The organism is Bordetella trematum (assembly GCF_900078335.1).
In the GTDB taxonomy this organism is placed as follows: Bacteria; Pseudomonadota; Gammaproteobacteria; order Burkholderiales; family Burkholderiaceae_B; genus Bordetella; species Bordetella trematum.
The window spans coordinates 303,105-327,585 of sequence record NZ_FKBR01000006.1 but is presented as its reverse complement, the minus strand read 5'-3'; the positions used below and the strand labels follow the sequence as shown (position 1 = coordinate 327,585).

Sequence of the window (24,481 nt, the reverse complement as noted above, 5' to 3'; positions counted from 1 at the left end):
AAGCGTTGGCGCGCGGGGTCGTACACAGCAACGACAGGGGCGATCCGATTTCGCCCTTTTTTCGTGTTTGGCTAGGCCCGCGCCGCGCCAATCTGGCAACAGGAAATACATGTTCGAATTAATTCGCACCCATAGGCGTTGGATGCAGTTCATCCTGCTGCTTCTGATCGTGCCGTCATTTGTGCTGGTGGGTATGCAAAGCTACTCCAGCTTCATTGACAGTGAGGTCGAGCTGGCGGTCATTTCCGATCAGGGCATCAAGCAGTCCGAATTTGATATGGCCCACCGCAATCAGCTGGAACAGTTCCGCCAGCGCCTGGGGTCGCAGTTCGATCCGGCCGTGCTGGACACGCCGGCCATGCGCCAGCAACTGCTGGACCAACTGATCGATCAGCGCCTGCTGGCCATGGTCGCCCAGGACAACCGCTTCTCGGTTTCCGATACCACGCTGCGCGATACCATTGCCGCCATCCCGCAAGTCCAGGAAGATGGCCGCTTCTCGCCAGAGCGCTACCGCCAGGTGCTGGCTGCCCAGGGCCTGTCGCCCACCTCCTTCGAGAACGGCCTGCGCCGGGATCTGGCCGTGGCCCGTGTGCTCGAGCCCATCGGCCTGTCGGCAAGCGTGCCGCAGGTCGTGGTCGAAGACATCCAGGCGGCACTCACCCAGAAGCGCAGCATCCAGCTGCGCCGCTTCGATGCCGCCGACTATCGCGCCAAGATCACCATCACGCCGCAGGATCTGCAAACCTGGTACGACGCCAACAAGGACAGTCTGCGCGTACCCGAGCAGGTGCAGGTGGACTACCTGGTGCTGGACGAGGCGGCCGCCACGCAGGGCGTGCAGGTCAAGGATGAAGACATCGCCAGCTACTACGAGCAGAACAAGCACCGCTTCGGTACGCCCGAGCAGCGTCGCGCCAGCCACATCCTGATCGAGCTCCCGCCAGGCGCCTCGCAAGAGCAGCGCACGGCCGCGCGCGAGCGTGCCGAGTCGCTGGCCGCCGAAGCGGCGGCCAACCCGGCGGCCTTCGCCGATCTGGCCCGCAAGTCGTCGCAGGATGCCGGCTCGGCCGCGCAGGGCGGGGACCTGGGCTGGATCGCGGGCGGCTCGGTGCCGCCCAGCGTGGCCAAGGCCATCGCCGAGCTGCCCAAGGATGGCGTGTCCGGCGTGGTCGAGAGCCCCTTCGGCCTGCACATCCTGAAGGTCACCGATATCAAGCCGGCCGTCACCAAGCCGCTGGCCGAAGTCAAGGACCAGATCACCAGCGAAATCCGCAAGCAGCTGGCTTCGGCGCGCTTCGCCGAAATGGCCACCAAGCTGCAGGGCGCCGTCTATGACCACCGCGACAGCCTGCAGCCTGCCGCCGACGCGCTCGGCCTGAAGCTGCGCCACGCCAGCGGCGTGACGCGCAGCGGCCTGCTGCCGGCCTCGCAAACCGAAGGCCCGGCCGCCTCCGGGAGCGCCGATTCGGCCTTGCTGGACAATCCGCGCGTGCGCCAGGCGCTGTTTGCCAATGAAGTCCTGCGCGAAAAGCAGAACACCGGGGTGATCGAACTCACGCCCGATACCATGCTGGCGCTGCGCGTGGCCGACGTCCAGCCGGCCCATGTGCCGCCCCTGGACAAGGTCAAGTCGGTTATCGAGGCCCGCTTGCTCGACGAGCGCGCCGCCCAGGCTGCGCACGAGGCCGGCGAAGCCGCCCTGAAGACGCTGCAGGCCGATGGCGGCACCGAAGGCTTCGGCCCGGTGCAGACCATCTGGCGCGAGCAGCCTTCGGATCTGCCGCGTAGCGTGCTGGACGCCGTGATGCGCATGGATCCGGCCAAGCTGCCGGGCTACACCGGCGTGGCGGCGGGTGCCGATTTCATTCTGGTGCGTCTGGACGGTGTCGAAGCCGGCCAGTCCCAGCCCGATGACGCCAGGAACCTGGCCCGCCAGCTGGCAGGCGCCTGGGGCGAGGCCGAAGATCAGGCCGTGCTGAACCTGCTGCGCGATCTGTACAAGGTCAAGGTGATGCCGCCCGCCGCAGCGGTGGTGCAGGGGGATCAGCCAGCCGAAGGCTGATCTTTCAGCAGCGGCTCCAGGCTCGGCCAGACATTGTCGAGCAGGGCCGGCTGGGCCGCCTCGTTGGGGTGGATCCCATCAGCTTGAAATTGCGCCCGGTCTGTTGCCATTCCATCCAGAAGGAATGGCGCCAGCCGGGCGTTTTCCTTGTCCGCCACATCTTTGAACACCTGGGCGAAACGTTCGCTGTATTGGCGTCCATAGTTGGGCGGTATCTGCATGCCGACCAGCAAGGGACGTGCCCCGGCAGCCTTGATCTGGCGCGTCATGGATTCGAGATTCTGCTGCGTCATGGCCAGAGACAGCCCGCGCAGCGCATCGTTGGAACCCAGCTCAAGCAAAACGATCTGAGGCTGGTGTCGCGTCAACAGGGAGGGCAGGCGGCTTTTTCCCCCGCTGGTGGTGTCGCCGCTGATGCTGGCATTGACGACCTGATAATTCGGGTATTGTTCGGAAAGCCGCTGCGTCAGCAGGGCCACCCAGCCGCTGCCGCGTTTGAGACCATACTCGGCCGACAGGCTGTCGCCCACCACCAGAAGCACGGCCGGCGCGGGGTCGGTCTGTGAGTGGGCGGCGGGCAGCGTGGCGGCCGACACCATCAATACGGATACAAAACGGAAAATCGGGTGCATGGATAGCAACAAGGCAATAGAAGTCGTTGGTCTGGGCAAGCGCGTCGCGGACGCGGCCGGCGAGCTCACGATACTCGATACACTGGATTTTACGGTTGGCCATGGCGAGGCCGTGGCGATCACCGGCAGTTCCGGATCCGGCAAATCCACTTTACTCGGACTGCTGGCCGGGCTTGACGTTCCCTCAAGCGGCACCGTGCGGCTGGCCGGTCAGGATATCTTCGCGCTGGATGAGGACGGTCGCGCGCGGCTGCGCGCCCGGCAGCTCGGTTTTGTGTTCCAGTCGTTCCAGTTGCTGCCCAATCTGACGGCGCTTGAAAATGTAATGCTGCCCCTGGAACTGGCAGGCCAGCCGGCCGCCCAGACCAGCCAGGCGGCACGTCAGATGCTGCAGCGGGTGGGTCTGGGCGAGCGCCTGAATCACTATCCGCGAACCTTGTCGGGAGGCGAGCAGCAGCGGGTGTCGCTGGCGCGTGCCTTTGTGGTGCAGCCGGCCTTGCTGCTGGCCGATGAGCCGACCGGCAGTCTGGATGCCGCGACCGGCCAGACCATCATCGAACTGATGTTCGATATGCAGCGCGAGCAGGGGGTCACCCTGGTGCTGGTGACCCATGACCGCGGGCTGGCTGCACGCTGCGATCGCCAGCTCGTGCTGGCAGGCGGTCGGCTGCAGGCCTGAGGCTCAGGGTCGCGCCCGGCGTGCCCGGCGCCATTCCAGCATCCCGGTCACCATGCCGCTGCCACAGATGATGGCGATGCCCAGCCAGGTCAATGCATCCGGGAAGTGCCCCCAGAACAACCAGCCGACCGCCGTGGCGCTCACGATCTGCAGGTACACGAAGGGCGCGAGGGTGGAGGCCGGCGCATGGCGGTAGGCCTGTATCTGCAACAGGTGGCCCATGGCGCCTGAGACACCGGTCGACAGCAGCAATGCCCAGGTAGTCCCGTTCAGCTCGGCCAGCACCGGCAGCGCTGCAGGCAGCGTGAAGGGCAGCGCCAGCGTCAGGCAGGCCGCGCCTACCGAACCGCTCCAGATCAACGAGGTATACGGGTCATCGGCGGCGACCCGGCGCGTCAGGACGAATTGGGCGGCAAAACAGACCGCCGTGCCCAAACCCGACAGCACGCCCACCGGATCCAGGCCGCCGCCCGGCCGGATCACGATCAGCACCCCCGCGAAAGCCACCGCGCAGGCGATCCAGCGCGACAGGCGTGGCGGTTCGCGCAGCAGCCAGGGCGCCACCAGCAACACCAGCATGGGGGCCAGGAAGTTGATCGCCGTGGCTTCGGCCTGGTGCAGATAGCGCAACGTATTGAAGAACATCAGGGTGGCGCAGAGCATGGCCGCGCCGCGCAGCAGTTGATCGCGCGGAAGGCGGGCTCGCAGTACGCGGCGGCCACGCGCGGGTAGCACCAGCCCCAGCACCAGGGCTATGTGAACCACATAGCGGACCCAGCAGAGGATCAGCAGCGGCACACCGGCGCTCATGACCCATTTGCCGCTGCCGTCCAGGCAGGACAGGGTGGTGACGGACAGGATCAGCAGCAGAATGCCCAGCAAAGGCTTTCCGGCGGCAAGGGCCGGGGCAACGCCCGGCGCCGGATTGCGATATGCCCGCTGCATGGCTGTCTCCTCGATAGGGATGCGCGCCTCGTGGGGGCGCGTCGGCGGACATCATACGCCCGTCGGACGAATTCAAGGCGCCAGCGCTCGGAAACCGCGAGGCATGGGCGATGGATTACGAATAGGAAGACGCCTACGAGTGAACACGTTCCCGCTGGCTGCGGCCATCCCGGGTCGAAATTCATACTCTCAGCAGCCCTAAATCCAATTCACGGAATCCCGATTCAAGCCGGATTCTCGTGCCCATCCTCGACAAGAAGGTGGCTCGCCTTGAACACTAACCTTTACCGCCTGGTATTCAACAAAGTGCGTGGCATGTATGTGCCCATCGCAGAAGTCAACGCCGTCGGCCGCAAGAAGTCCGGTCGTCGCGCACGCCACGGCATGGCCTCGCTGTTCCGTCTTGCCGGCCTGTCGCGCGCCATGCTCGGGGCCTTCGGGCTGGCCGCCATCGCGCCGGCCTTCGCCCAGATCGTAACGGACGGGCGCGAAGGTCCGGACGTCAGCAAGTCGGCCTCGGGCGTGCCCCTGATCAACATCAACGCCCCGAATGCCCAGGGCCTGTCGCACAACAAATTCAAGCAGTTCGACACCAGCAATCCGGGCGCCGTGTTCAACAACAGTCTGGTGGATGGTCGTTCGCACATTGCCGGTCAGGTAAGCAAGAACCCGCGGTTGGGCGACAAAATGGCAACCGGCATTCTGGCCGAGGTCACCGGCACCCAGAGCAGCCGGCTGCAGGGCACCCTGGAGGTCTTCGGCGGCCCGAGCCATCTTTTCATCGCCAACCCCAATGGAATCACTGCCGACGGCCTGAGCACCTATAACGCCACCGGCCTGACGCTCACCTCCGGGCGTCCCTGGCTCAATGATGGCAAGATGGGCTTTCAGGTCGAGGGCGGGCGGATCACGGTGGGCGCGGGCGGCGTCAATACCGACGGCCTGAAAACCTTCGACATGATCGCCAAGCTGATCCGTGTTGATGGCCCGGTGGCGCACACCGGCGAAGGCAAGGGTGCCGCGTTGCTGGCGGTGGCCGGCACGGGTCGTTTCGACGCGGCGACCGGCAAGCGCTTGTCGGATGATGCCGGGGCGGGCAGCGCCGAAGCGGCCTCCGGCTATGCCATCGATGGTGCGGCGGCCGGCTCGATGTACGGTTCCTCCGTCATGCTGGTGGCCACCGATTCGGGTATGGGCGTACGCTTGCCCGGAAGCTTGTCCGCGCCTGAAAACCTTTTCATTGATGCTGCGGGCAACATCACCCTGGGCACGGCCCGCGCGGGCGACGTCGTGCTGCGCGCCGGCGAAAGCGTCGACGGCCGGCTGGTCCTGGCTACCGGGCAGATCGATGCGGAGGCGGGGCGCGACCTGTCCCTGGCGACCGCCAACGGCCGCAATCTTGCACTGACCGCCGGCAAGAATCTCACCGTGGGCGCGGCGGCGACCAGCCATGGCCTGCAGGCCAAGGCGGGCGGCGACGTCTGGGCCGGGCTGCTGCAGGCCGATGGCGGCGTCGATATCGATGGCGCTCAGCGCATCGAGATCAAGGAACTGCAGGCCGATGACGGCACCGCGCGCTTGCGCGCTGGTACGGACCTGAACATCGGTTATCTGCAACTGGGGCCCGCAGAGTCCGCGGCGGGCGCCGCGGCAAGCCCTCCGGCCACCTCTGCCAAGCCGGCTGCGAGCGGCACGGAAGTGCTGCTGCAGGCCGGGCGCGGCAGTATCAAGCTGGACCAGGCGAGCCTGACGGCAGGGCGCAGCCTCAAAGTGGCCGCAGGCGAGGATCTGCTGCTGGGCGACCTGGCCATCGCAGAGAAGCTGACGGCCCTGGCTGGCAAGGGAATTGCCATCAACAATCTGCGCGCTGATGGGGCCGTGCTCAAGGCCGGGGAAACGCCGCCAGCGCCGGCGCCGCGCCGTCGCTCGCGCCGCAGTGCCGAAGCCATTGCCGAACCGGCCCCCGCGTCCGGGGGCGACGTAAGGCTGGGCAGCGCTGACACCGGCGCGGGCGGCATGGACGTCAGCGGCGGATCGCGCCTGCTGATGGGGCGCGTCAGCAGCTCCGGCTCTGTGAATATGTGGACCAGCGGTGCTGCCTCCATCGAAACCCTGGCGGTCGGCGGTGACGTCAATTTGTCTACCCGGACCGGCGACATCTGGCTGGGTGTCGACAAGCCGACGGAGGGGGGCTCGACGGTGGGCGGCAAGCTGGCCCTGAACGCAGGGGGCAACGGAGACCTGATCTTCATCAACAAGGATATTTCGGCCAAGCAGATCGTCCTGCAGGGCAACAACGCCATTATTTCCAAGGCGCTGCTGGAGGCGACGGGCGAAGACCTGAGCGCCGGCCAGCCCGCCGTCGATGTTCAGATCAAGGACACCTTGCTGTTGCAGGGCGACCTCTATGGCTTGCTGGGTGATGATAAGCAGGACGGTGCGGTCGTACGCAAGGTCAAGCACCGGCCTGTGGTGTACAAGATCGGCGAGGACGGCAAGGAATCGGTCATCGAGGGGGCTGTCATCGCCTCTGATTCCGGCCTGCGCGCCAATAAGGGTGATGTCGTCATCAAGGGCAAGGACGTCAGCAATAACGGCGGCATGATCGCCTCTAAGCAGGGCAAGACCAAGCTCGAGCTGAGCGGTAAGCTGGATAACCAGGGCCTGGTCAATGCCAGGGACATGCTCGAGATTAAGGCCAACGAGGTCTCCAATCAGCTCGCCATGCGCTCCTATGGCGTGACCAGTGTGCAGGCCAGGAAAAACCTGAGCAATACTGGCGTGATCGCCGCTCTGGTCGAGGAGGGCGCAGAGTCGGGCACCGAGTCGGGCACGCGAAGCACTTCGGTGTCCTTGAGTTCCGATGGCTCCATCGACAACGACGGCGAGGTGTCTTCAGTGGGCGCGGTCAGCATGGGCGGCATCGTAGCGTCAGGTGGCGCGGGTGCGGGCTCGCGGCCGGTGATCACGAACAGCGAGAGCAGCGTCATCAATGGCCAGTCCTATATGGCCAGCGGCAAGGCGGTTTCCAACCTGGGCAAGCTGACGCTGTTTGGCGGCGTCGCCAAAATCGTCGCCGACGAAAAGGTCAAATTGGCCGGTGACATCGACATTACCAAGAATCGCGGCGGCGCCACAGGCGGCGCCGGCGGTGGCCGCGGCCGGAACGGAAGCCTCGACGTGCAGGCCCGCGATCTCGAGGCCAACGGCAAGATCGCAGTCAATGGCAACATCAAGCTGACCCTCCAGGATGCAGCGCAACTCGGGACGGGTAGCGACATCAAGGGCACGATGCTCACGATCGCCGCCAAGAGCCTGAGCAACGAAGGCACGATGGGCATTTCGGGCAAGGCCGAGGTCACCGCCCAGGATGATATCGTCAACAAGGGCAAGGTGCAGGCAAGCGATCTCAGCCTGACGGGCAAGAACATCAGCAATATCGGCAGCAACGCCATGCTGAAGGCCACCAAGGCGGTCACGCTGAACAGCAATGACGGCGAGGTGCGCAACGAGGGCGAGGTCATGGGCAAGAGCCTTACCCTCAAGGCGCGGGTGCTGGACAACCAGGCCACCGGCCGGGTGGCGGTCACGGATGGCACGTTCGATACCACCGAGGCTCTGCGCAACGCCGGCAAGATCCAGGCGACCCACGATATCAAGGCCACCACCCGCGATTACGCCAATACCGGCATCTTCAGCGCTGGCAATGACCTGACCCTGAACATCATCAATCCCGAGGGCCTGACGCTGGACCAGGCGCGCCAGGCGCCGCTGGCCAATAATTTGTTGACCATCAACACGCCCTCGCTGCGCGTCAAGAGCGACTTGCAGAATCCCGGCAAGATCGTGCTCAACATCACCGACAGCGATCTGAACAACGACTCGGTGATCGCCACGCCCAAGCAGCTCAGCCTCAAGATCAAGGGCAAGGTGAACAACGAGGCGGGCGCCCTGATGTGGTCGGGCACGGGCATAGACATCGATGCCACGGACATCAGCAATCAGGCCGACGCCTGGATGCTGACCCAGGCCGGCAATATCGAGCTGGTAGCCAAGAACGGGGTCAGGAATCACAGCGGCCGCATCGAGGCCAAGCAGAATCTCATCATCGATGCGCCCACCATCGAGAATCTCTCCACCCTGTCGGGCAAGGTCTGGGTCAGCGAGTCAGCCAAAGAAAAGGTCACGACCTCCAATTCGCTGGGCTACTGGACCGTCGGCCGCTGGCGTCATACCGAGATTTTCGGCTTCGATGTGCGCAAACCCGAGGCCGACCTGAGCGTCAAGCAAGGCGTGATGCGCGCCGGCGGCGATATCGAGATCAATCAGAAATCGAAGCCGGGCGCGGCCACGCCTACAGTCCGTAATCAGGGCATCATGCTGGCCGACGGCACGCTCAAGGCCAAGGGCAACATCTCCAACGAGTCGCTATTCCGTCCCTTGGGGCTGATGGACTACCTGAAGATGAACACCGGCACCTATGAAACCTGGCTCCAGGACAAGGGCGCCATTGCCCATGGCGATCTGGTCAAGCATGGTTCGCTCTACAACATGCTGGAATTCATCCTGGGCGATGCCAAGCGCGAGCGTAACCTGTGGTGGTATCGATATAACCTGACGGACAGCCTCGGGCCGGTGTTGGCTGCGGCCAACATGTCGCAGGCGCCGCTGCTCAATCACGTCATGGCCAATGTGCTGGGTGCGGATTGGCGCGGGCTGAAGCCGAATGAAATGGCCCAGCGCTGGCGCGAATTCAAGGCCGGCACGCGTGGCGCCACGCTGGACTTCTACCCGGCAAGCCAGACCGTGATGGCTGGCCGCAAGGGGGTCGACCTGAGCGGCGGCTCGGTTTCCATGGGATCCAACAGCAGCCAGGACGCCCAGCGCGCCCGTCTGGAGGGGCAGCGTCCCCAGGTGGCCCAGATCGGGCAGGCGGAGGTGCCCATCATCGACGGCACCCTGGATGCGAGCTTTGCGCTGGGCAATGGCGTGGGCGCGATCGATCCGGCCCTGCGCAGCTTGCTGGGCAATCGTTTCCTGTTTGCGCGCGTGGGCGCCGAAGGCAAGCAAGAGGTTGCATCCCAGGCCGGGCAGACACCCAAGGCGCGCCGCGTCAAGCGCGACCTCCTTCTCGAGGCTGCCGCCGAGCAGAAGCCGGAGGTGCCCAAGCCGATCTACGAAACCCGCCTGAAGTATGTCAACCAGAAAGACTACTACGGCTCGGAGTACTTCTTCAAACTGATGAAGTACGAGCCGCGGAAAGGGCTGTATGTCAGCGGCGACAACTACTTCGATTCCATGCTCGTGCGCGAGATGTATGAGCGCCTGCTGGGCGGGGCGCAGGGCAGGATGGGGAACAGCGGCGCGCAAGGAGTCAAGGTGCTGATGGACAACGGCGGGGAGGAATCCAAGCGTCTTGGCCTGACCGTCGGTACGCCGCTGACCAAGGCGCAGCGCGAGGGCTTGCAGAAAGACATCGTCTGGTACGAGTTGCAGAATGTCAACGGCCATCGCACGATGATGCCGAGGGTGTATCTGGCCGATCGTTCGCGCAGGGCTGCCGATGCTTCGCGCAAGCAGGGCGGGGCGGTAGTGGCCTCGGGCGGCGCGGTCACGATCAAGACCGGCGGCGCGGATGTCAACCTGGTCAATGCCGGTGTGCAGGGCAAGACCGTCACGGTGGACGCGGGCAAGGGCAACCTAACCTTCGCCAGTACCGGCGGGGTGCGCGGCGGGGTCATGGCCGAGGACGAAGCCGTCCTGAAGGGCAAGGATATCTTCCTGGCCGGCGGCCGCGTGAAAGGCAAGGACGTCAATCTGACCGCCGAGCGCAACCTTGAGGTGCTGGGCAGCCTGGGCTATGACGACAAGGGCGCGCTTACCTTGCGGGAGGATTCCCCGCAGGTGGTGGCCGCCGATCAGGCGATCGTCAAGGCCGAGCGCCTGGCCACCCAGGGAGCCAGCCTGTCAGCGGGCAAGACTCTCGATATCGCCGCGACCAACGTCAATCTGGGCACGGCAAGGGAGGTCGAGTCGACCTACTCTTTCAATGTCCGTCACGGCCTGGGCGAAGCCTTCGCTGCATTGTCGCAAAGCATTACCACCGAACAGAGCGCCAGCGCCAGCGAGCGTGGCAGCTCGCTGGCGGCGGGTAAGCTGAAACTTAAGACCAGCGGCGATCTCAGCATCACGGGCGGCGCCATCCAGGCCGACCAGAGCGATATTCAGGTCGGTGGCGACCTGACGCTGAAAGCGGCTTCTGCCGACCTCTGGGCGCAGACTAAGAACGACACGCGCGAACTCTTCGCGTCAGCCAGCGCCGGCGCTGCCGGTTTCCAGGCCGAGGCCAAGGCCGGCACCGAGCAGGGCATTACCGCCAGCACCAGTCGTGGCACCAAGGCGGGCGCGTTTGCCGGCTATGGTATCAACGTCCGCTCGGAGGAAGCGACGCTCAGCGGCAAGGTTCACAGCAACGGGCAGCTCAATGTGGGGTCGGGCAGCATCAAGGTGGCCGGTACCGCCGATCTGGGCGGCGCCGACATCAACAGCGATCGTTTCGAGGCCAAGGGCAACGCCGACAAGCTGAGCATCTCGGCCAGCGACATCAAGACGACCAAGGCCGTGGATGTCATCAACAACGAGACGAGCTACAGCAGTTTCACGAGCTCGCCCGAGGCCTATGTCAATTCGTCCCTGCTGACGACGATCTCGCGCTTTGGCGACATGATCGGACAGGCCGTGGACGAGCCCGGCCGGCAGGTGGATCCATTGCTGGCCATCGGCATGGCGGCGACCGAAGCCACACAGCTGATCTTCGGCGACACGATCGCGGCCGGGGTGACCAATTCGCTGTCCGGCTCGTGGGGCAATAAGAGCAGCACTTCGACCCGCGAGAATACCCAGAAATTCGGCGGCAACATCGATCTCGTTGCCACCAAGGGCGACATCAATCTCAAGGGCGCCCAGTTCGCGGGCGGCCAGGAGGTCGGTCTGACTGCCAAGGGCGCGGTGACGCTCGAAGCCGCCAAGAGCACCACCAAGAGCTTTGCGCAAGACCATACCGTTACGGTGGCGGCCAACGCGAATGCCGGCGCCAATGCCGTCATGGCCACCGCCGGGGTGGGGTTCTCGGCAACGCTGTCGGGCAATCACAGCGTCACCAACGAAAACAGCACCACGTATCAGAACGCCAGCATCGATGCCGGTCGGGTCAACATCAAATCCGGTGGCGACACCACCTTGCGTGGCGCCACCATCAACACCACGGGTGCCACCAAGATCGCCAGCGGCGGCAGCCTGAACGTCGAGAGCCTGCAGGACGAGACCAACGTGGAGAAGAATGGCGGGTCCTGGTCGGCGGGCGCCTCGCTCAGCTTCAATACCAAGACCAAGGTCGCCGTGGCGCCCACGGCCGGGTTCACGGTCGAGCATCACCATCAGCGCGAGAAAGCGGTGAAGCAGCAGTCCGGCATCACCAGCGGCGGCGCGCTGGACGTCAAGGCCAAGGACGACATCAACCTGAAGGGCGCCCACCTGCTGGCCCAGGGTGGGCAGAGCAGCATCAAGGCGGGTGGCAAGATCCGCGCCGAAGAAGTCAAGGATGTCACCGACATCGATGGCGGCAAGGGCGGGCTGTCGATCGGCCTGAACACCACCACCGGCATGATCATGCTGAATGGTCAGTATGCGCGTGACAAACGCGATCATCGCGAAGTCATCAACAAGGCCACCATCGACGTGGGCGACCCCGCCCGTGTCAAAGCCGGCCAGGGCATCAGCGGTCCGCTGAACACGGACGGCAAGCAGTTGACCAAGAAAACGGTGGAAAGCCTCTATGCCGGGGGCGAGTCGGAAGTCTCGCTTGCGGTCGGGTCCTTCAAGCGCAAGAAAAAGGTCGTGGAGGACGTTGAACCGCCGGTCTCGCGACGGGACAGCGTCGATGGCCCGCCGCCTTCGCGTCGAGACAGTGTTGATGATGATCAGCCGCCTCCGCCGCCGCCTCCTCCGGGAAGTCGTACCGTGGATGACCCCCCACGCCCGAAGTGGGACGACTACAAGCGGCCGGATCCGCCAGTATTCGTCGACGTCGATGAGGTCATTTACCCCCCCATCAAGGAAGAGGTCAAGCACGATGTCCGGCCCAAGCCCAAGCCCAAGCCCAAGCCCAAGCCCGAGCCAAAGCCGAAGCCCAAGCCAAAGCCCGAGCCAAAGCCCGAGCCCAAGCCCAAGCCAAAGCCCACGCCTAAACCCAAGCCCAAAGCGCTGGGTGGTCGCTATGAGGTGCAGAAGCAGGTGAAGGTGGCGCAGAGCCAGGTGGCGAAGATCAATCAGATGCAGGACGTGCGGGGCAAGCTGAAAGAGCCTGTGACGCTGACGTTCGAGACGCCGGACGGTCCCAAGACCTTCACGATCACCAAGCGCGATCAGGTGATGAACCTGAACAACCTGGTGGTCAAGAGCAAGCCGCCTCAAGGGCCCCTGCAGCGCTTCAAGATCCATGTCGAGGACGTCGGTGGCAAGAACTACCGCCTGACCTATCGCACGGAGTAAGCCGACGACCGCCGGCCCCGTTCAAACTGTGCGGGGCTGGCGGTAGAGAGGTTTCCTGCAAGCTCGTGGGCTTTGGCCGGCAGCGATTTTGGTGCCGGGTGCCTAAAGTAGTTTTTATTACGTTTGTCATAAAGGCATCGGCCATTGCCCCCCGCCGCAAGAGCTCCGTCCCCTCATGTTTGTCATCCCGCATGTCACGTCTTCTTCTCTGTAAGCCTTGCTTCTCCTACGGGCGTGCCTGGCTGGTCATTTCCTCTTTGCCGATCGGGGCGTCAGCATGGCGCCGGTTTTTTTTCCGTTTCAGCTCCTGGCGTGGCGGGCTGGCCATGCTGTTGGCCTGTCTGAGTGTCCCGGCGGCACAGGCCAGCCTGGTCATCGAAGGCACGCGGGTGATCTATCCCTCCAACGTGCCCGAAGTGGTCGTCAAAATGACCAACGAGGGGGCTTCCCCTTCGCTCATGCAGGCCTGGATCGATGACGGCCAGCCGCGTGCCACGCCGGATCAGCTGGATGTGCCTTTTTTCATCACGCCACCCCTGGCGCGGGTGGAGCCCGGCAAGGGGCAGGCCCTGCGGATTTTCTTCACCGGCTATGGCGATCCCAAGAAGACCCTGCCCACCGATCGCGAAACCCTGTTCTGGCTGAATGTGCTGGACGTTCCGCCCAAGCAGGAGGCAGGCGAGGATGTCGGGGCCGTTATGCAGATCAGCGTGCGCTCGCGCCTGAAGATGTTCTACCGGCCGGCCAGCCTTCCCGGCACGGCCGAGGGCTCGTTGTCGCAACTGGTGTTCGAGGCGGCGCCAGGGGGCAAGGTCACGGTGCGCAATCCCACGCCGTATTACATCAACGTGCGCGACCTGAGTTTCGGGCCGGACAACGCTCCAACGCACAAACTGCCTGCGACCATGCTGGCGCCGTTCTCCAGCCAGGTGCTGGAGGCGGGTCCGGGGGCGCCGAAACAGGTGCGCTATGCGGCCATCAGTGATCTGGGTGCGATCTATTTCTTCGAAAAAACCATCGCGGCCCGCTGACCTGCACCGCCCCGCGCCTGCCGTGTTTACCCAGGGCAGTTCCCTGTCTCGTCGCAGGTGGTGGCGACTGTCTCCCCTGGTGGCAGCCCTGGCCAGCGTGCTGGCATGCGAGGCCTCTGCGGCTCAGGCTCCCGCCTACGCCGAGGCCCAATTCGATCCCATGATGCTGTGGGGGGCGGCCAGTCGCGCCGACGTGGAGCGGTTTACCCGTCGCAACGTCCTGGAGGCGGGCCGCCACTATGTCGAAGTGGTCGTCAATGAACGCCGCGGCATCTCCATGCCGGTGCAGTTTGTTTCCGCTGCGGATGACGCGCCGCTCACCGATGCCCACGCCTGCTTCACCCAGGAGCAATGGCAAAGGCTGGGCGTTAAGCTCGCCGTGCTGGCCCCGGCCTTGCGCGAACGCATGGCGGCCGGGCAGTGCCTGGGCGTCAAGGCGCTCTATCCCGGCAGCCTGGAGCAATACGACTTCTCGGCCAGCCAACTGCTGATCAGCGTGCCGCAGGCCTTCATCCAGTACAGCGCCTATCAGGATGTCTCGCCTGACCAGTGGCAAAGCGGCATCACCGCGTTTCGCAACAACTACAGCTACAGCTATCAACGTTTTGCCTCGCGCGGGGTGCAGTTTTCCTCATTCAACGCCTTGCTGGACAGCGGCCTGAATGTCGGTGGCTGGTTCTTGCGCAACAGCGCCTACTTCAGCCAGAGCCAGGGGCGACGCCAGTTCCGCTCCCAGCGCACGACGCTGCAGACCGATATCCCGTCCTGGCGCGCGCGGCTGGTCATGGGCCAGCTGTATACGGGGGCCGAGTACTTCAGCGCCTACCGTCTGCAGGGCGTCATGCTGTCGACCGATCCGGCCATGCTGCCTTATTCCGAGCGGCTGTATCGTCCCACCGTGCGTGGGGTGGCGAACTCTCAGGCGACGGTACAGATCCTGCAGGGCCAGACCGTCATCTACCAGGGCCGCGTGGCGCCTGGGCCTTTCGCCATCGACGACTATTCACCGATAGGCTATGGCGGCGACCTGACCCTGGTGATCACCGAGGCCGATGGTTCCGAGCAACGCTATACGGTGCCGTTCGGTAATGCCGTGCGGCTGATACGAAAGGGGCAGTTGCAGTACTCCCTCAGTGCCGGGCGCTACGATCCCGGCCCGCGCGGCGGCCTGAAACCCTGGATGGGCCAGGCGACGGCGCGCTGGGGCGTGCAGGAGTATGCCAATCTGTACGGCGGGGTGCTGGCCGCGGGCAGCCAATACGGCGCCGTGTCCATCGGGGCCGGCTTCAACACGCCAGTGGGGGCGGTCAGCCTGGACAGCAGCTGGGCCCGGGCGCGGCGGCGGGGCGAGCCGGCTTCCTGGGGCGTGAGTTACCGCCTGTCGTACACCAAGACCGTCAGCGCCACCCGCACCGTGGTTCGGCTTGCGACGGTGCGTTATTCGTCCGAGGGGTTCTGGACCCTGAACGATGCGCTGTCGGGGCGCTTCTCCGATGTACGGCCGGGACGCCCGCGCGGGGAGTTCAATCTGTCGATGTCCCAGCCCCTGGGGCGCTGGGGCAGTGTGTACCTCTCGGGGTCCCTGCGCAATTACTGGCATGCCGCGCCGCGCCAGACCCAATGGCAGGTAGGTTATTCGACCCGGGTGCAGGGCGTGACGGTGTCCGTGACGGCCTCGGCCAGCCAGGGCGGTTTCGGGTCCGGGCGTCAGGTGATGTTGAACCTGTCCATTCCCCTGTCCGGCTGGAAAACGGGCGGCGTATTGCGCAGTACCGTGCTGCAGGACTCCGGTCGGGGCCGCACCGAGCGGATTTCCTATGACAACACCGTGGGACGCAATCGCGCGCTCTCTTATGGGCTGGACATCACGCGCGATGCGCAGCGCCAGCAAGGCTACGGGCTGAACGCCTCCTACGTGGGGCGCTACGGCTACGTGTCGGCCGCCGCCAGCCGCCAGGGCGAGACGACCCAATGGTCGGTCAACGGCAATGGCGGATTGGTGATCCACGGCGGTGGGGTCACCCTGGGCCAGACGCTGCCTGACAGCATCGGGCTGATCGAGGCACGCGACGCCGGCGGGGCCACCATCGCCAATATGGGCAACGCCAAGCTGGATGGCAATGGCTACGGCCTGGTTTCCTTGTCGCCATACTCGGTCAACGAGGTGCAGATCTCGCCCGAAAACCTCTCTCTGGATGTCGAGTTGCAGTCCACCACCGAGGAGGCGATCCCGCGCGCCGGCGCCGTGGTGCCGCTGGTCTTCAAAACGAAGCGCGAGCGGGCGGCCTTGCTGGTGATCGGGCCGGAGGATCGCGCGCGTCTGCCTTTCGGCACGCCCATTCACGACCAGGACGGCACCATCATCGGCACCATCGGGCAGGGCGGGCGCGCCCTGCTGCGCGGCGTCACCGATCAGGGCGTACTGATCCTGCGCTTCACGAATGGCGAATCATGCCGCGTGCCTTATCGCCTGCAGGGCGATGGGGCCCGGGGCGAGGGCAGGGTCCCGCTGATCCCGCTGCGCTGCGGGGGGCCGTCATGAGCGGTCTCCATGGCTGGGGCCTCTACCTGTGGCTGGGGCTGGCCCTGGGTTGCGGACCCGTCATGGCCCAGACTGCCAATTGCGGTTCGGGACGGATCCTCAATGTCCAGGGCGAGGCGCGCGTGACTCCCGCCACCCCGCTGGGCGCGCCGCTGGGCAATCTGACCTCCAGCTCTTCCTTTGTGACGGGTTCCTGCGAGTACGACGTGGGTGACGAGACCGAGGCGGCCGCCTGGAGCTTCGAGAAATCCGTGACGATGGTGCTGCGCCCCAATGCGCGCCATCCGAAGGTGGAGAACCCCTATGGTTTTGTGCTGGCCTTGCCCGGCCTTACGGATCGGATCGGGGTGGGCTTGCGGCTGGTCAGCAGCAACGGCAAGCCGATCAGCGCCGATGCGACGGAAATCGTCATCGGCCATAGCCCGAAGACAGACGATGTGGTGCAGTATTTTTTCAATGGCAGCAATGTCCAGGTGTTTCCGGCCAACACCAACATCCAGTACCAGGCCATCAAGGTCAAGGAGGGCAAGACGTCCGGGGTCTTCTATGTCAGCAACTACCCGGACCTGTTCGAGGTCGACTGGTACGTCGATTACGACACCGCCGACCGGCGTCTGGTGGCAACCACTCCGGTCGGCATGATCCTGGGCATCGGGGGGCTGAAGCTGAATGTTTCCGGGTGCTCATTGGGCAGCTTGCGGGAGACCTTGCCCAAGAAGCCGCGCGCGGATTTTCGCGCGCGGGGCACAGTCTCGGATGAAAAGGCGCTGAGCCTGCCGGTCACCTGCTACGGCACCGGCACGGTCAATCTGTCCATCAGCCCGAACAAACGCTATAGCGACGCGCAGGGCGTGGGTCTGCCCACCGGCAGCGGCGAGGGGCTGTCGCAGGGGGTCGGCATTCAGCTGTTGTCGGACGGCACCACCAAGACCGCCTGGGATTTCGACCGTCGCATCCTGCTGGGCGAGGCCAATGTCGGCGAGGGCGTAAACAGGACTTTCAACGTGCCCCTGTGGGCGCGTTATTACCAAACCGACGATACGGTTCGCCCAGGCGGGCTGAGCGTCGGCTTCACGGCGACGCTCGAATATGAGTGAATGGCAAACGAGGCTTCGCGTCGATGCGAAGCCTGACCGCAATCAGACAAACCCTGGTTTTCTCCCCGCGATCTGGGCATCCCGGGCCCTTGGCGTGAGGCGGCGCACCAGCTGGTCATTGTGGCTGCTTGCGGCCAGCCTGGCGGCGGTCGCCCCGGCGGCAGCGGCGACCGCGGTCTGCGCCAGTGGAGAGATCCCCAATATCCGGGGCGAGGCGCGGGTCACGCCCAGCACGCCCGTAGGCACCCTGCTGGGCCGGATGGTCACGACCAGCGGGTTTGTCAGGAACAGCTGCGAGTATGACGTCGGCAATGAAGAAGAGGCGGCGGCGTGGAACGACGAGAAGGGCCTCACTATGGTGCTGCGCCCGAACGCGCGCTTCAGCAAGGTGGAGTCTAGCGTCGGTTATGTGCTGTCGCTGCCCGATATCACGGACCGCATCGGGGTGGGCCTCAAGCTGGTGAGCGCCAACGGCGTGGCGTTGACCGGTTCGGAAGAGGATATCGTCATCGGCCACGCTTCCAAGGAGGCCGGCCTGGTGCTTTATTTCTTCGACGGCAGCAAAGTGTCGGTTTTCCCGGCCAATACGATGTTGAGCTATCAGGCCGTCAAGGTGAAGCCCTCGACCGAGTCGGGCGTTTTCTACCTGAGCAACTACACCGACATATTCAATGTGGACTGGTATGTGGATTACTACGATCCTGCCAAGAAGCGCCTGATCCTGACCACGCCCATCAGCATGATGCTGGGCATCGGCTCGGCGCCCTTGAAGATCAATGTGTCCGGCTGCTCGCTGGGGTCGCTGCACGAAACCCTGCCCAAGACGCCGCGGTCTTCCTTCACGGGGGTTGGCTCGACCTCTGAGGCCATGAAGTCCTTCAACCTGCAGGTGAACTGCCAGGGCACCACCCTGGTGAAGCTGTCGATCAATGCCAACAACCCCTTCACCTCGGGCGTGGGCGTCGGGCAGCCTGCTGCTACCAGCGGGACCACGGCGGGCGCGGGCGGAATGGGTATCCAGTTGCTGTCGGGCGCCTCGGGCGATACGCCCTGGAACTTCGACAACGCCATGACCCTGAACGAAGCCAATGTGGGTGAAAGCGGCAATACGGCGTTCGCCGTTCCTCTGCGGGCACGCTACTACCAGACTGCCGCAACCGTGCGGCCCGGTCGCCTGACCGTGGGTTTCACGGTGACCTTCCAGTATGAGTGAAAACCGCGTCGACCCCGGCAACGGGGCTCGCCTGTGCCGACGGCCGGGAGGGCCCTGGGGCCTGCTCGCCTGGTCGCGGGCCCCGTCCACCGCAAGGCGTGGGCATGAGCATGACGCCTCGTGCCCCACGAGCGCGCCCGGCTCAGACCGTCCCTTCAAGACTCCAGGCCATGACTGAGCCGAAGCTTCGATCCCATGCCGCCCTGTTTCGCCCCGCGATGCGGGCCGGTTTGCTTGTCTGCTTGGGGTTGGCAGCCCTGCCGGCCGAGGCGCAGCACCGGCCGGCTGCCAAGCCGGGAATGGCGCCGCTGGCTACCCCCGCCGCGGCGCCCGGCCATCAGGGCCTGCCTGCCGGTGCCGGGCCGCGAGCCAGCGGCCCGCTGGCGCCGCGCCTGCCGCCACCCCTGGGTCAGTTGCCGATCACGCCGGGCCAACGCGACCTGAACCTGGGGCAGCAGCTGCTGGAGCGTCGCCAGCAACAGCAGGATATCGAACGGGCGCTGACCGCGCCGCCGGGCACGCCGCTGGTCCCGCCGCCCGCGCCACCCGCGCCCGCGCAGGGCAAAGGCGGCCATACCGTGACGCTGACCGGCGTCGACCTGGATTTCAGCGGTCAGCGACCGCTGTTCAATGTGGCGCGCAAGTCGGCCGCTTATCTGGATCGCCCGCTCGACAACCAGGGCGTGTTCGAGCTGGTGCGCGCCCTGACCGCCGAACTCTACGAGCGGGGCTACGTGACTTCCAATATCTCCCTGGGTCAGCCGGCTGTGGTGGCGGGGCGGCTGAAGCTGCGGGTCAACTGGGGCAGGATCAAGGGTTGGCGCATCGACGGGAGGCCGATCAGCAGCTGGCGCGAGTTTTCCATGGTGGGCTGGGCCATGCCGAACTGGCGCAATGCCATCCTGAACATCCGCGATATCGATCAGGCGATCGAGGCCATGAACAACGGCTTCAAGCGGGTGACCGTCGCGATCGAGCCGGCAGACACCCTGGGCGATTCCTATCTGAATCTCTCGGTGCAGCGCAATGCCTGGATGCAGGCTTCGCTCGGACGGGATAATTCGGGCTTCGGCGTGCCGGCGCAGGGCCGGGACAAGTACAACCTGACGCTGGGCTTCGGCGATCTGCTGGGCTGGAACGATACGCTGACCCTGTTCACCAGCCGACGCTGGTACGCCGACCGCGTTCACGATGGCGAGCAGTCATATGACATGGCGTTGCGCCTGCCCCTGGGTTATACGCGCATCGATCTGCAGGCCGGCTACAACTCATACAAGAACCTGCTGCGCAGCGGGGGCCTGAGCTATCAATCGGCGGGCAATTCCCGCAGCGTGGGGCTGCGCGTGACCCGAACCGTATTCCGCGACGCCACCAGCCAGCTGAGTTTCTACGGCGCTTTGAAAACCCGCCAGAACAAGAACTACCTGGCCGGTACGCGGCTGGAAGTCAGCAGCAAGCACTACAGCGATGCCACGCTGGGGCTCCAGTGGAGCAAGCAATTCGGGCGGCATGCGGGGTTTGTCGACCTTTCCTGGAACCGGGGGCTTAACATCAACCAAGGCCAGTATGCCGCGTTTGATGAGGTCGAACCCCGGGGCCATGTCTCGCGCGTGAACGGCGTGCTGTCGTGGCAAGCCAGCTTCGCCCCAGGCGGGCAGTTTCTGACGGTGCAATCGCAACTGGGGTTTCAGTACTCGCGCCAGATCCTGCTCAATAGTTACCAGCTCACCCTGGGCGATGAGTACACCGTCCGGGGGTACAACCGCCATTCGCTGCAAAGCGGCGACCGGGGTTTCTATCTGTCCAACACCGTGACGCTTCCCTTGAACCTGCCGTGGTTCGCAGGCGGCCAGGCGCGCCTGGCTCCCTTCGTCGGGCTCGATGTGGGCATGTTGTACAACAACGCGAAGGACAGCCGCAGCCAGAAGATGGCGGGCGCGGCCATCGGGCTGCGGCTGAGCACGCCTTTGCTGAGCTTCTCGGCGACCTACAGCAAACCGCTGCTGGCCGCCGAGGGCAGGGGCAAGACGCCGGTCTGGTATCTGAACACCACGCTCAGCTTTTGAGCCGCCAGCCTACATCTGCCGCGGCAGCCAGGTGGCGATGGCCGGGAAACAATAGAGCAACAGTACGCCGAGGGTCATCAGGAAAAACATGGGCAGCGAGACCCGGGCGATGTAAGGCAGTTGGCGCCCGCTCATGCCGGCGAGCACAAACAGGTTGAACCCGATCGGCGGCGTGATCTGGGCCATTTCCACCACGAACACGATGAAAATGCCGAACCAGATCAGGTCGATGCCCGCAGCCTGCACGGTGGGCAGCAGCACGCCCATGGTCAGCACCACGATGGAAATGCCGTCCAGAAAGCAGCCCAGAACGATGAAGAACAGCATCAGCGCGATGATCAGGCCAAAGCGCGACAGACCGAGTGTACCGATCCATTCGGCCAGCGCTCGTGGCAGGCCGATATAGCCCATGGCCAGCGTCAGGAACTGAGCGCCAGCCAGAATGAGCGCGATCATGCAATACAGCCGGGTGGCGCCCAGCAAGGACTGCATGAAACTGCTGCGATTGAGCGAGCCCTGCAGGGCCGATAGGGCCAGGGCGCCAACCACGCCGACGGCTGCCGCCTCGGTGGCCGTGGCGATGCCCGTATAGATCGAGCCCAGCACGGCCGCAATGAGCAGCACGACCGGAATGAGGTGGCGGGATTGCGCCAGCTTCTGGCGCAACGACATGGCCGGGTCGGCCTCGGGCACTTCCTTCGGATTGCGGATGGCCCACCACGCGATATAGCCCATGAACAGCAGGGCCAGCATCATGCCCGGGATGACGCCCGCCATGAAGAGCCGGGCAATCGAGACATCGGCAGCGACCCCATAGACGATCATGATGATGGAAGGCGGGATCAGCAGGCCCAGCGTGCCTGCCCCGGACAGCGTGCCGAGAATCTTGGATTCGGGATAGCCCCGGCGCTTGAGCTCCGGAATGGTCATCTTGCCCACGGTCGCGCAGGTGGCCGCCGAGGAGCCCGAGACGGCCGCAAAGATCGCGCACCCGATCACGTTGGTGTGCAGCAGGCGGCCGGGCAGGCGGTTGAGCCAGGGGGCGAGCCCTTTGAAAAGATCTTCTGACAGCCGCGTCCGGAACAGAATCTCTCCCATCCACAGGAACAAGGGCAGGGCGGTGAGCGTCCAGCTCGAGGCCGCGCCCCAGATCGTGACGGCCATGGCGTCGCCGGCCGGACGGCTGGAGAAGATCTCCATGCCGATCCAGGCGGTGCCGGCCAATGTCAGCCCGACCCAGACTCCTCCCGCCAGCAAGGCGAAGATGGAGACAACCAGCATGGTGATGACGAGGATTTCATTCATGGGTTTGCTGCGAGGTGGCGGCGGCGTGTCCGCACAGCCGGCGGATCAGTTCATCAAGCAAGGCAATGAAGAACAGCACGGTGCCCACGGCCATGGCTGTCTGGGGAATCCAGAGCGGCGTGGCGTCGTTGGAGGTGGAGATGTCGTTGTAGGCCCAGGAGTCGTGCGTGAGCTTGATGCTGAAAAAGGCGAAGGCCGCGGCCAGTACGGTCGCCACCGCAAGCGCGACGATGTCCAGACGGCGACGATTGGCCGGTTGCAGTGCATTGAGCACCAGGGTGACGCGGATGTGCTCGCCATGCTTGAACGTACTGGCCAGCGCCAGAAAGCCGGCGGCGGCCATGAAATAACCGGCATAGGCGTCGGTGCCGGGAATGTTCATGCCGAGCTGGCGCGCCACGATGGCGGCCAGCACGGACAGCAGCACACCCACGGTGCTCAGGCCGGCCAGCAGGCCGGCCGCGCCGTACAGGGTATCCAGGAAACGGCGCATGCTGCTCAGGGCTTGCGATAGGCGTCGATCATGGCCTGGCCGTCGGGGCCTGCCTTCTTGAGCCAGTCTTCAAGCATGCGCTTGCCGATCTTGTCCAGGCCCTCGGTGAGCTGCGGCGTGGGCTTGATGATTTCCATGCCGTTCTTGCTCAGCTGCTCTTTGTACCAGCTGTTCTTGTCCTGGGAGAGCTTCCAGCCACGAGCCTCTGCCTGGGCGCCGGCTTTCAACAGCGCCTGCTGGGTCGGGGCGTCCAGCGCGTCGAAAGCCTTCTTGTTGACCACGACAGCGTTCTTGGGCAGCCATGCCTCGGTGTCATAGAACTTTTTGATGTACTCGTAGGTCTTGGTGTCGTAGCCGGTGGAGCCGGACGACATATACGAATCGATCACGCCCGTGGCCATGGCCTGGGCCAGTTCGGCCTGTTGCACCGTGACAGGCTGCGCGCCGACCAGTTCGGCGATCTTGGCCGTGACCGGGCTGTAGGCGCGCCATTTCAGGCCCTTCATGTCGCCCACCTCCTTGATGTCGCGGTTGGCGAAGATGCCTTGCGGCGGCCACGCCACCGCATACAGCAGCGTCATGCCCTGCTTGTTGAGCTGCTTTTCAAGAAAGGGTTTCTGGGCCTGATAGAGCTTGAATGAGGCGTCGTAGCCCGTAGCGAGGAAAGGCAGGCCGTCGAGCTCGTAGATGGGCGCCTCGTTGGCAAAGTTGGTCAGCAGGATCTCGCCGATCTGGGCCTGGTTGCCCTGGACCGCTCGCTTGATTTCCGGCGCCTTGTACAGCGACGCATTGTTGTGCAGCGTGATTTTGAGCTTGCCGCCTGACAGAGCGTCCACGTCTTTGACGAAATCAACGAGGTTTTCGACATGCAGATTGCTGGCCGGATAGGCCGTGGGCAGATCCCATTTGGTCTGAGCCTGGGCGCTGGCGCCGAAGGCAAGCAGGACGCTGCCGGCAAGCAGGCTGAGCTTCTTGTACATGGTGTATCCCTCTTGTTGACGTAGTGATGGGGGAGCGAAAGCGCCGCGATATGTGGCTTTCGACCTGTTGGATTCTACGATTGCGGTTTTGCGGCCGGGCCAGAGGAAACCCGTTGTTCGGGTAAGTCCCAGGGGTGGTGCGTGGCCGCACTGCGCCATGTCTCTGGGGGCTGCCTTGTCCGGGAAAACGATGCGCATGCGGCGGAAAAACCTGTGTCGTGGACGTTGCGCATTTTCGCGACGGACGGGGGGTTTGCACGATTGGGGAAAACCCTTTTCTTTTTATCGGTAAATAAAAAGGTTTTTCATTGAGAAATTATCGATAAATCATTAGTATTTCCACGCTGAAATTCACTCGGGAGAGCGCCTTGAAAACCAATCTGATCGCCTCATCGGCCCATTTGGCAGCCGGGCGTGCCCCGGATCTCTCGGAGGTGGAGTTCGGCCTGATGATCGCCAGCCATGCCTTCGACCGCTGGACCGTGCGCTGCATGGCGGCGGCTGGCCTGCCCGAGCTGACCGCGACCGATGTGATGGTGCTGCACCACGTCTATCACCGCCAGCGCTCCAAGAAACTCGCCGATATCTGCTTCACGCTCAATGTCGAAGACACGCATATCGTCAGCTACGCCCTTAAGAAGCTGGAGCGATTGGGCGTGGTGCGAGGCGAGCGCAACGGCAAGGAAGTCTTCTACGGCGTCACCGAACTGGGCGCCGAACATATCAAGCGCTATGGCGTGATCCGCGAGCAATGCCTGCTGGAGGGCCTTGAGGCCAGCGCCGGCAGTCTGGAGTTCACCCGCCAGCTGGCCAATACCCTGCGTGCCCTGTCCGGCCTGTACGACCAGGCGGCGCGGGCCGCGACTTCGCTGTAAGGGCGCCG

General features: G+C 64.5%; 14 protein-coding genes. 9 read left to right on the top strand and 5 right to left on the bottom strand.

The window, feature by feature from the left end; genetic code table 11:
* Positions 1–109 precede the first annotated feature (109 nt).
* Positions 110–2,065, top strand: coding sequence for a SurA N-terminal domain-containing protein (locus A7V84_RS02100; protein WP_025516395.1), 1,956 nt, complete (start codon positions 110–112; stop codon positions 2,063–2,065).
* Here A7V84_RS02100 and A7V84_RS02095 read toward each other — a convergent pair.
* On the bottom strand, positions 2,047–2,697 hold the full coding sequence (locus A7V84_RS02095; RefSeq protein WP_051348275.1) for an arylesterase: 651 nt from the start codon (positions 2,695–2,697) through the stop codon (positions 2,047–2,049). The genes A7V84_RS02100 and A7V84_RS02095 overlap by 19 nt on opposite strands.
* Between A7V84_RS02095 and A7V84_RS02090 the strand changes: the two genes are divergently transcribed.
* Positions 2,696–3,376 (top strand): ABC transporter ATP-binding protein, encoded by a 681-nt coding sequence (locus A7V84_RS02090; RefSeq protein WP_033534672.1) that lies wholly within the window; start codon positions 2,696–2,698, stop codon positions 3,374–3,376. The two genes, A7V84_RS02095 and A7V84_RS02090, sit on opposite strands and share 2 nt — an antisense overlap.
* 3 nt (positions 3,377–3,379) lie before the next feature.
* On the opposite strand, the gene A7V84_RS02085 is transcribed toward A7V84_RS02090, so the two are convergent.
* A complete protein-coding gene (locus tag A7V84_RS02085; RefSeq protein WP_025516390.1) occupies positions 3,380–4,321 on the bottom strand; it encodes a DMT family transporter in 942 nt (313 codons plus the stop codon).
* 270 nt (positions 4,322–4,591) lie between these two features.
* Here A7V84_RS02085 and A7V84_RS02080 point away from each other — a divergent pair, with 270 nt between their 5' ends.
* From A7V84_RS02080 to A7V84_RS02055, 6 genes are all read left to right on the top strand, one after another.
* Entirely contained in the window at positions 4,592–12,871 is an 8,280-nt protein-coding gene (locus tag A7V84_RS02080) for a two-partner secretion domain-containing protein (protein ID WP_063492236.1), read from the top strand.
* Positions 12,872–13,197: 326 nt separating this feature from the next.
* Positions 13,198–13,902: a fimbrial biogenesis chaperone gene (locus A7V84_RS02075; protein ID WP_025516386.1), complete on the top strand. Its 705-nt coding sequence runs from the start codon at positions 13,198–13,200 to the stop codon at positions 13,900–13,902.
* 79 nt (positions 13,903–13,981) lie between these two features.
* Positions 13,982–16,444 carry a fimbria/pilus outer membrane usher protein gene (locus tag A7V84_RS02070; protein WP_231886740.1) on the top strand — a complete coding sequence of 821 codons (2,463 nt, stop codon included), beginning with the start codon at positions 13,982–13,984 and terminating at the stop codon, positions 16,442–16,444.
* A complete protein-coding gene (locus tag A7V84_RS02065) occupies positions 16,441–17,541 on the top strand; it encodes a fimbrial protein (protein ID WP_063492237.1) in 1,101 nt (366 codons plus the stop codon). The genes A7V84_RS02070 and A7V84_RS02065 overlap by 4 nt, the downstream gene beginning before the upstream one ends.
* 94 nt (positions 17,542–17,635) lie before the next feature.
* Positions 17,636–18,754: a fimbrial protein gene (locus A7V84_RS02060; protein WP_157988189.1), complete on the top strand. Its 1,119-nt coding sequence runs from the start codon at positions 17,636–17,638 to the stop codon at positions 18,752–18,754.
* A gap of 170 nt (positions 18,755–18,924) precedes the next feature.
* The gene (locus A7V84_RS02055; protein WP_231940035.1) at positions 18,925–20,820 is read left to right on the top strand and encodes a ShlB/FhaC/HecB family hemolysin secretion/activation protein; all 1,896 of its coding nucleotides are present in this window, start codon (positions 18,925–18,927) and stop codon (positions 20,818–20,820) included.
* Positions 20,821–20,829: 9 nt separating this feature from the next.
* Here the strand turns inward: A7V84_RS02055 and A7V84_RS02050 are convergent, their stop codons facing one another.
* From A7V84_RS02050 to A7V84_RS02040, 3 genes are read right to left on the bottom strand one after another with little or no spacing between them, the layout of a single operon-like run.
* Positions 20,830–22,125 (bottom strand): TRAP transporter large permease, encoded by a 1,296-nt coding sequence (locus tag A7V84_RS02050; RefSeq protein ID WP_025516374.1) that lies wholly within the window; start codon positions 22,123–22,125, stop codon positions 20,830–20,832.
* The gene (locus A7V84_RS02045) at positions 22,118–22,618 is read right to left on the bottom strand and encodes a TRAP transporter small permease (protein WP_025516372.1); all 501 of its coding nucleotides are present in this window, start codon (positions 22,616–22,618) and stop codon (positions 22,118–22,120) included. Before A7V84_RS02045 ends, A7V84_RS02050 begins: the two co-directional genes overlap by 8 nt.
* A 5-nt stretch (positions 22,619–22,623) precedes the next feature.
* Positions 22,624–23,598: a TRAP transporter substrate-binding protein gene (locus tag A7V84_RS02040; protein WP_025516370.1), complete on the bottom strand. Its 975-nt coding sequence runs from the start codon at positions 23,596–23,598 to the stop codon at positions 22,624–22,626.
* A gap of 368 nt (positions 23,599–23,966) precedes the next feature.
* Here A7V84_RS02040 and A7V84_RS02035 point away from each other — a divergent pair, with 368 nt between their 5' ends.
* Positions 23,967–24,473: a winged helix DNA-binding protein gene (locus A7V84_RS02035; protein WP_025516368.1), complete on the top strand. Its 507-nt coding sequence runs from the start codon at positions 23,967–23,969 to the stop codon at positions 24,471–24,473.
* Positions 24,474–24,481: the final 8 nt, after the last annotated feature.

Coding starts and splice junctions, on each gene's coding strand:
- A7V84_RS02100 (WP_025516395.1), top strand. CDS start 110: ATGTTCGAATTAATTCGCACCCATAGGCGTTGGATGCAGTTCATCCTG.
- A7V84_RS02090 (WP_033534672.1), top strand. CDS start 2,696: ATGGATAGCAACAAGGCAATAGAAGTCGTTGGTCTGGGCAAGCGCGTC.
- A7V84_RS02095 (WP_051348275.1), bottom strand. CDS start 2,697: ATGCACCCGATTTTCCGTTTTGTATCCGTATTGATGGTGTCGGCCGCC.
- A7V84_RS02085 (WP_025516390.1), bottom strand. CDS start 4,321: ATGCAGCGGGCATATCGCAATCCGGCGCCGGGCGTTGCCCCGGCCCTT.
- A7V84_RS02075 (WP_025516386.1), top strand. CDS start 13,198: ATGCTGTTGGCCTGTCTGAGTGTCCCGGCGGCACAGGCCAGCCTGGTC.
- A7V84_RS02065 (WP_063492237.1), top strand. CDS start 16,441: ATGAGCGGTCTCCATGGCTGGGGCCTCTACCTGTGGCTGGGGCTGGCC.
- A7V84_RS02055 (WP_231940035.1), top strand. CDS start 18,925: ATGACTGAGCCGAAGCTTCGATCCCATGCCGCCCTGTTTCGCCCCGCG.
- A7V84_RS02050 (WP_025516374.1), bottom strand. CDS start 22,125: ATGAATGAAATCCTCGTCATCACCATGCTGGTTGTCTCCATCTTCGCC.
- A7V84_RS02045 (WP_025516372.1), bottom strand. CDS start 22,618: ATGCGCCGTTTCCTGGATACCCTGTACGGCGCGGCCGGCCTGCTGGCC.
- A7V84_RS02040 (WP_025516370.1), bottom strand. CDS start 23,598: ATGTACAAGAAGCTCAGCCTGCTTGCCGGCAGCGTCCTGCTTGCCTTC.